Source organism: Streptomyces otsuchiensis (genome assembly GCF_004305975.1).
Lineage (GTDB): Bacteria > Actinomycetota > Actinomycetes > Streptomycetales > Streptomycetaceae > Streptomyces > Streptomyces otsuchiensis.
In genome coordinates this window covers 1-6128 of the sequence record NZ_BHZI01000322.1, presented here as the reverse complement: position 1 = coordinate 6128, position 6128 = coordinate 1, and the positions used below count along the sequence as shown (strand labels likewise).

Below are 6128 nucleotides of genomic sequence, written 5' to 3'. Positions count from 1 at the left end.
TTTTAAGGCAGAAGACGGCATACGATTTTGCCTTTTGTCTCGTGGGCTGGGAGATGTGTAAAGAAGACAGGGCTGTTCCCGCCCCTGATCGAGGGCGAGGGTGCCGGCCCGGGCAAGGCCGACCGCCGCTGGATACGGGTGGCGGTCGCCCCCGACAGCGGCTGCTCCGACGCCTTCGACCCGGCGCTGCTCGAAGCGCTCTCCCCGGCGGGCTGCCACCGTCTGGTGCGCGCCAGCTACATGGACGACACCGAGACCAGCGTGACCACGGTCGGGCTGCTGTTCACCCGCGCCGGCCCCGAGGAGACCCGTGAACTGCACCGCCGGTTCACCGGCGAGGGCCTGGCGGAGCGCGTGGACCTGCTGCCGCGTCACCACGACGGCGTGAGCCCCACCGGCGACGGCGACTCGGTGCCCAGGGCCACCTGGACGATCCGGCCGCTCACCGACGCCCCCGTCGTCGTGTTCGCGGTCACCGGCTTCGCCGACGGCCGCTCGGCCGGCCCGCCGCAGCCGGCCACCGAGGCCACCGCCGCCGACCAGAACACGGTGGCCGCCCTCGCCGGGCTCGGGCACGACGCGCGCGGCATCGCCGACCGGGTGGAGCGCCGGGTCCGCAAGGCCGCCGACACGATGGGGGCGGAGGCATGAGCCACTCACCGGGCCGCGCCGGGCGGCGAACCCCGCTGCTCGTCCTCGCCACCCTCCTCGCCGTGCTGCTGGCCGCCACCCCCGCCGCGCACGCGGACACCATCCGCGACCAGCAGCGCTGGGCGCTGGACGCCATCAACGTCGAGGAGGCGTGGCAGACCACCCGGGGCGAGGGCATCGTCGTGGCCGTCCTCGACACCGGCGTCGACGCCGGGCACCAGGACCTCGCCGGTGCGGTGCTGGAGGGCACCGACCTGATGCCGCACGGTGCCCGCCCGGGTGACGAGTCGTGGGCGGGCCACGGGACCGCCATGGCCGGCATCATCGCGGGACGCGGTCACGGGGCCGGCTCCCGCAGCGGCGTCGTCGGTGTCGCGCCCGGCGCCGGCGTGCTGCCGGTACGCGTCCTGCTGGAGGAGAACGACCCGGCGCGTGCCGAGGACCACCCGGAGACCGGCAACGCCGTCGCCGAGGGCATCCGCTGGGCCGTCGACCAGGGCGCCGACGTCATCAACCTCTCCCTCGGTGACGACAGCGCCTCCGCCCACCCCGACGCTGAGGAGGACGCCGCGATCCGCTACGCCCTCCGGCACGGCGTGGTCGTCGTCGCCTCCGCGGGCAACGGCGGGGAGGACGGGGACCCGGTCTCCTACCCGGCGGGCTATCCCGGCGTCATCGCCGTGACCGCCGTCGACCGCACCGGTGGGCGCGCGCCCTTCTCGACCCAGCGGTGGTACGCCACGGTGGCCGCCCCCGGCAAGGACGTGATCATCGCCGCCCCCGGTGACCGGTACCTCCAGGGCTGGGGGACCAGCGCCGCGGCGGCGTTCGTCTCCGGAGCGGTCGCCCTGGTCAAGGCGGCGCACCCGCAGCTCACCCCGGCCGAGATCAAGCGGCTGCTGGCACGCACCGCCCAGAACGCGCCCATCGGCGGTCACAGCGCCGCGCTCGGCGCGGGCATGGTCGATCCGGCCGCGGCCATCGCGGCCGCCGGCGGTGACCAGGCGCTGACGTCGGCCGCGGTCGACTCCTACGCGTCCGAGTTCTTCGGCCCCGGCCCCCGGCCCGCACCCTCCGCGCCCGAGGAGCGGCGGTGGCTCACCCCGGTCGCCGTCACGGCCGGGCTGATGTTCCTGCTGGCCGCCGCGCTGCTGTTCTCGCGGGTCAGGACGCGGGGACCGACCGGATGACCTCGACGGCCGAGCGCGCCGCGGCCTCGACCTTGGCGATGCCCTCCGCGCTGGTCGGATGGCCCGAGGAGAGCACCGCGACCAGATAGCCCCGGCCGTCGTCGACCGTCACCCGGCCGATGCTGTTGATGTTCCACAGGCCGTTGTGACTGCGCGGCAGCCAGCCGTTCTTGAGCGCCGTGCCGTCCTCGGACCCGGCCGCCGAGACGCCCCAGCGCTGCCCGTCGGCCACCGTGCCCATCAGCTCCTGCAGGAAGGCCCGGGACGGTCCGCTCAGCGGTGAGGCGGGGCCGAACACCGCGCGCAGCAGGGCGATCTGGTCGGAAGCGGTCGTCTGCGTCAGCCCCCAGTGGCCGTCGGCGCCGCCGGAGGTGAGCGTCAGCCCGAACCGGGCGTTCGCCGCGTCCAGGCCGTCCTCGGCGCCGAGCATCGCCCACAGCTCGTGGGTGGCGTCGTTGTCGCTGAGCCGTATCGCCTCCGACGCCAGCCGGCGTTCGTCCCCGGTCAGCTCCCGGCCCTCGTCCTGCGCCCGCAGCAGCAGCGCCGCGACGATGTCGACCTTGACCACGCTGGCGGTGTCGAACCGTCCGGTGCCGTAGCGCAGGGTGCGGCCGGTCACGGGATCGAGCACCGCCACCGAGACCCGTACCTCCGGGTCCTCGCTCTCCAGCGGGCCGATCGCGCGCGCCAGCGCGGCGCCCGCCGCCGTCCAGGCCGGCGGCACCCGCTCGTGGGCGCTGCGGTCGGCGTAGGCAGGACCGCGAGCGCCACCGGGGGCCGCCGCGGCCTCGGCGCGCTCTCCGACCAGCGAAGCCCGCGCGTCGCGCGCCGGGGTCTCGCGCCCCGGCTCCTCACCGGCCGCCGCGTCCGGCTCCGGCACCTCCAGGTCGGGCATCGCCACGGCCTGGTCCCCGGTGCGGGCGGCGCCACCCGCCGCCGTGCCCGCGAGAACCCCGGTGGCCATCGCCGCGCCCAGCAGGGCGGGGGCCAGCCGACGGGCGCGCTGACGCGGAAGCAGTGGACTCATGGGCAACGACGGTATCTCGCACGGGTGCACGAGTCAGCAGGCTGACATGAAGAAAAGGTAACGGCGGGCGTGGTCCGCGCGCCCCGCGCGCCGCCCACGCGCGCGGGGCGTACCGGGCCGGTCGAGCGCGGCGGCGCTGCCGATACCCTCGCAGGGTGCAGCCCCACAACATCCCCCGGTCCCCGTTCGCCGACGACGACGGGTCCGCCGACCCCCGGCTGGGCGAGGCGCTCGCCCGCTGGCGCCAGGACCCGGCGGCCGAGGACGCGCTGATCCCGCTGCTGACCGCGGCCCGGCTGCTGGTCCCGGTGGTCGCCGTCCTCGGTGAGGCCGAGACGGGGCCGGACGGGCTGCGGCGGGAGAAGAGCAGCGAGATGGCGGTGCTGACCCTCGAACGTGACGGCGGACGCCGGACCCTGCCCGTCTTCAGCTCCACGGAGAACCTGACGCGCTGGCGCCCGGACGCCCGTCCGGTCGCGGTCTCCACCCAGCAGGCCCTCCAGGCCGCGGTGCAGGAGGGCGCCGGTTCCCTGGTGCTGGACCTGGCCGGCCCCGTCCCCTACGAGATCACCGGCCGTGCGCTGCGCGCGCTCGCCACCGGTGGCAGCCCGGTCGCGGGCCCGGAGATCGCCGAGGCCCTGCGTGCGCTGCTCGCGGCCGAGCCGGCGGTCCACGCCGCCCAGCTGGTCCCCGGCGGGGAGACCGACGGCACCCTCGCCGTCGTCTACGACGCGGGCGCGGGCGGCCGCGAGGAGGTCACCCGGCTGGCCGGCGCGCTGGCCGCCGACCCGGTGCTGCGCAGCCGCCTGGTGCGCGGCATCCAGCTCGCGGTGCTGCCGGCGGGCAGCACGCTGCCCGGCGGCGAACCGCTCTACGTGCGGGGCTGACACCGGCGGGCCCGCTCCGCCGCGCGGTGTCGTGGCCCGCCGCCGCGCCGCGCGTTCCGCCGGTCAGCCGTGGACCGGACCGGTGAACTTCTCGCCCGGACCGGTGCCCGGCTCGTCCGGGACCACCGACGCCTCACGGAACGCCAGCTGGAGCGACTTCAGCCCGTCCCGGAGCGGCGCGGCGTGGAAGGAGCTGATCTCGGTGGCGCCCGCGGTGACCAGCCCGGCCAGCGCGGTGATCAGCTTGCGCGCCTCGTCGAGGTCGAGGTGCTCCTCGCCCTCCTCGGACAGCCCGAGGTTGACGGCGGCGGCGCTCATCAGGTGGACCGCCACGGTGGTGATCACCTCGACCGCCGGCACCTCGGCGATGTCGCGGGTCAGGGGGTCGCTGCTCTGGCCGGCGTCCTGGGGCTGGGGGGTGGCGTCGCTCATGGCTGTGTCGTCTGTCCGCTCGTCGTGGGTGGTGCCGTCCGGGGCCGCCGGGCCGGCTGCGGACCAGCGTAGGCGAGGTGCCCCGCCCGTCCGGCCGGGCACCTGGGAGCACCCGCCCGGCCGGGTGCGGTACGATGGTCGCTGACCGGCCGGACATCAGTGCGCGCATCCGTGCGTCACCCGGTGGCCCGGCCCGCAAGTGGAGGCTCCGTATCTCCCACCTGATCGGCCAGTGGCCGGCAGGTCAAAGGTCGGACTCGTGTCCCGCGTGCCTGCGGTGGCGCGGCCAGTCTGTGAGGAGCCCCGCCGGCGACGGTCGGGGCTCTTTTTGCTGCACCGGCCGGTGGTCACCACAGACGAACGCATTCAGGCACGGCTGTCCGCCAGGCATCCGTGCGGTGAACCGAGGAGGCCCCATCAGCGCCGAGCCCCGCATCAACGACCGGATTCGCGTCCCCGAGGTGCGACTCGTCGGTCCCAGTGGCGAGCAGGTCGGCATTGTGCCGCTTGCCAAAGCCCTGGAGCTCGCACAGGAGTACGACCTCGACCTCGTCGAGGTCGCGGCGACCGCGAGGCCGCCCGTGTGCAAGCTCATGGACTACGGAAAGTTCAAGTACGAGTCGGCCATGAAGGCCCGTGAGGCGCGCAAGAACCAGGCGCACACGGTCATCAAGGAGATGAAGCTCCGGCCGAAGATCGATCCGCACGACTACGACACCAAAAAGGGTCACGTCGTCCGGTTCCTCAAGCAGGGTGACAAGGTCAAGATCACGATCATGTTCCGTGGTCGTGAGCAGTCCCGTCCCGAACTCGGGTTCCGGCTGCTCCAGCGGCTCGCGGAGGACGTCCAGGACCTCGGGTTCATCGAGTCGAACCCGAAGCAGGACGGCCGGAACATGATCATGGTTCTCGGTCCGCACAAGAAGAAGACCGAGGCCATGGCCGAGGCCCGGCAGGCGCAGGCCGCCCGCAAGGCCGAGCGCCAGGGTGAACCGCGGGCCTGAGCCCTCGCCACCCAGGAACGCAAGACCAGACGATGAGGGTGCGCGCCGAGCCGGCGTGACCGGCCGACCGGCCGGGGGACCGGCCGGCCGCACCACCGACGAGGAGAAGACGGCGACATGCCGAAGAACAAGACGCACAGCGGTGCCAGCAAGCGCTTCAAGCTCTCCGGCTCCGGCAAGGTGATGCGCCAGCGTGCCGGCCGCCGCCACTACCTGGAGCACAAGTCCTCCACCCTCACCCGCCGTCTGGCCGGTACCACGGAGACGGCCCCGGCCGACGCCAAGAGGATCAAGAAGCTTCTCGGCAAGTGATCCGGCAGCGTCGGCAGCGCCCTCGGGCGGGCCGCGCGCCGGCGTGAGACCGGGACCATCCGTTTCCGGGTCGCGTGAGGAGACACCGCGACCCCCTTACAAGGAGTTCACTAGTGGCACGCGTCAAGCGGGCAGTCAACGCCCACAAGAAGCGCCGGGCGATCCTCGAGCAGGCCAGTGGCTACCGAGGCCAGCGGTCCCGCCTGTACCGCAAGGCGAAGGAGCAGGTCACCCACTCTTTCGTCTACAACTACAACGACCGTAAGAAGCGCAAGGGCGACTTCCGGCAGCTGTGGATCCAGCGGATCAACGCCGCGGCCCGCGCCAACGGCATCACGTACAACCGCTTCATCCAGGGCCTCAAGGCCGCCGAGGTCGACGTGAACCGGAAGATGCTCGCCGAGCTCGCCGTTCACGACCCGAACGCGTTCTCCGCCCTGGTCGAGGTCGCGCAGAAGGCCCTTCCGGCCGACGTGAACGCGCCCAAGGCCGCCTGAGCAGGCGACGCCTACCGGCTGCACACGGACCCGCAGGCTCAGCCTGCGGGTCCGTGTCGTGTTCAACCGGCCGGACGGGCCTTCTGCGCGACCTCGACCAGGGCGGAGAACGCGTTCGGGTCGTGAAC

General features: G+C 73.8%; 8 protein-coding genes. 6 read left to right on the top strand and 2 right to left on the bottom strand.

Annotated features, from left to right (window positions below):
• Positions 1–138 precede the first annotated feature (138 nt).
• The gene (locus tag E0D90_RS22700; protein WP_130799872.1) at positions 139–651 is read left to right on the top strand and encodes a hypothetical protein; all 513 of its coding nucleotides are present in this window, start codon (positions 139–141) and stop codon (positions 649–651) included.
• A complete protein-coding gene (gene mycP, locus E0D90_RS22695) occupies positions 648–1841 on the top strand; it encodes a type VII secretion-associated serine protease mycosin (protein WP_130799871.1) in 1194 nt (397 codons plus the stop codon). Before E0D90_RS22700 ends, mycP begins: the two co-directional genes overlap by 4 nt.
• Here the strand turns inward: mycP and E0D90_RS22690 are convergent.
• Entirely contained in the window at positions 1816–2868 is a 1053-nt protein-coding gene (locus tag E0D90_RS22690) for a serine hydrolase (protein WP_130799870.1), read from the bottom strand. The two genes, mycP and E0D90_RS22690, sit on opposite strands and share 26 nt — an antisense overlap.
• A 155-nt stretch (positions 2869–3023) precedes the next feature.
• Between E0D90_RS22690 and E0D90_RS22685 the strand changes: the two genes are divergently transcribed.
• On the top strand, positions 3024–3755 hold the full coding sequence (locus tag E0D90_RS22685; protein WP_130799869.1) for an SseB family protein: 732 nt from the start codon (positions 3024–3026) through the stop codon (positions 3753–3755).
• Positions 3756–3818: 63 nt separating this feature from the next.
• Here the strand turns inward: E0D90_RS22685 and E0D90_RS22680 are convergent, their stop codons facing one another.
• Complete coding sequence (locus E0D90_RS22680; RefSeq protein WP_130799868.1) at positions 3819–4187, bottom strand: DUF1844 domain-containing protein; 369 nt, start codon at positions 4185–4187, stop codon at positions 3819–3821.
• Between the two features lie 398 nt (positions 4188–4585).
• Between E0D90_RS22680 and infC the strand changes: the two genes are divergently transcribed.
• The 3 genes from infC to rplT all read left to right on the top strand — a co-directional run bounded on the left by infC (position 4586) and on the right by rplT (position 6000).
• The gene (infC, locus tag E0D90_RS22675; protein WP_103500697.1) at positions 4586–5191 is read left to right on the top strand and encodes a translation initiation factor IF-3; all 606 of its coding nucleotides are present in this window, start codon (positions 4586–4588) and stop codon (positions 5189–5191) included.
• A gap of 117 nt (positions 5192–5308) precedes the next feature.
• Positions 5309–5503 (top strand): 50S ribosomal protein L35, encoded by a 195-nt coding sequence (gene rpmI / locus E0D90_RS22670; protein WP_103500696.1) that lies wholly within the window; start codon positions 5309–5311, stop codon positions 5501–5503.
• A gap of 113 nt (positions 5504–5616) precedes the next feature.
• Positions 5617–6000 carry a 50S ribosomal protein L20 gene (gene rplT, locus E0D90_RS22665; RefSeq protein WP_103500695.1) on the top strand — a complete coding sequence of 128 codons (384 nt, stop codon included), beginning with the start codon at positions 5617–5619 and terminating at the stop codon, positions 5998–6000.
• Positions 6001–6128 lie beyond the last annotated feature (128 nt).

Excerpts from the sequence above, each read along its gene's own strand:
- mycP (WP_130799871.1), top strand. The coding sequence starts at position 648 with ATGAGCCACTCACCGGGCCGCGCCGGGCGGCGAACCCCGCTGCTCGTC.
- E0D90_RS22690 (WP_130799870.1), bottom strand. The coding sequence starts at position 2,868 with ATGAGTCCACTGCTTCCGCGTCAGCGCGCCCGTCGGCTGGCCCCCGCC.
- E0D90_RS22680 (WP_130799868.1), bottom strand. The coding sequence starts at position 4,187 with ATGAGCGACGCCACCCCCCAGCCCCAGGACGCCGGCCAGAGCAGCGAC.
- rpmI (WP_103500696.1), top strand. The coding sequence starts at position 5,309 with ATGCCGAAGAACAAGACGCACAGCGGTGCCAGCAAGCGCTTCAAGCTC.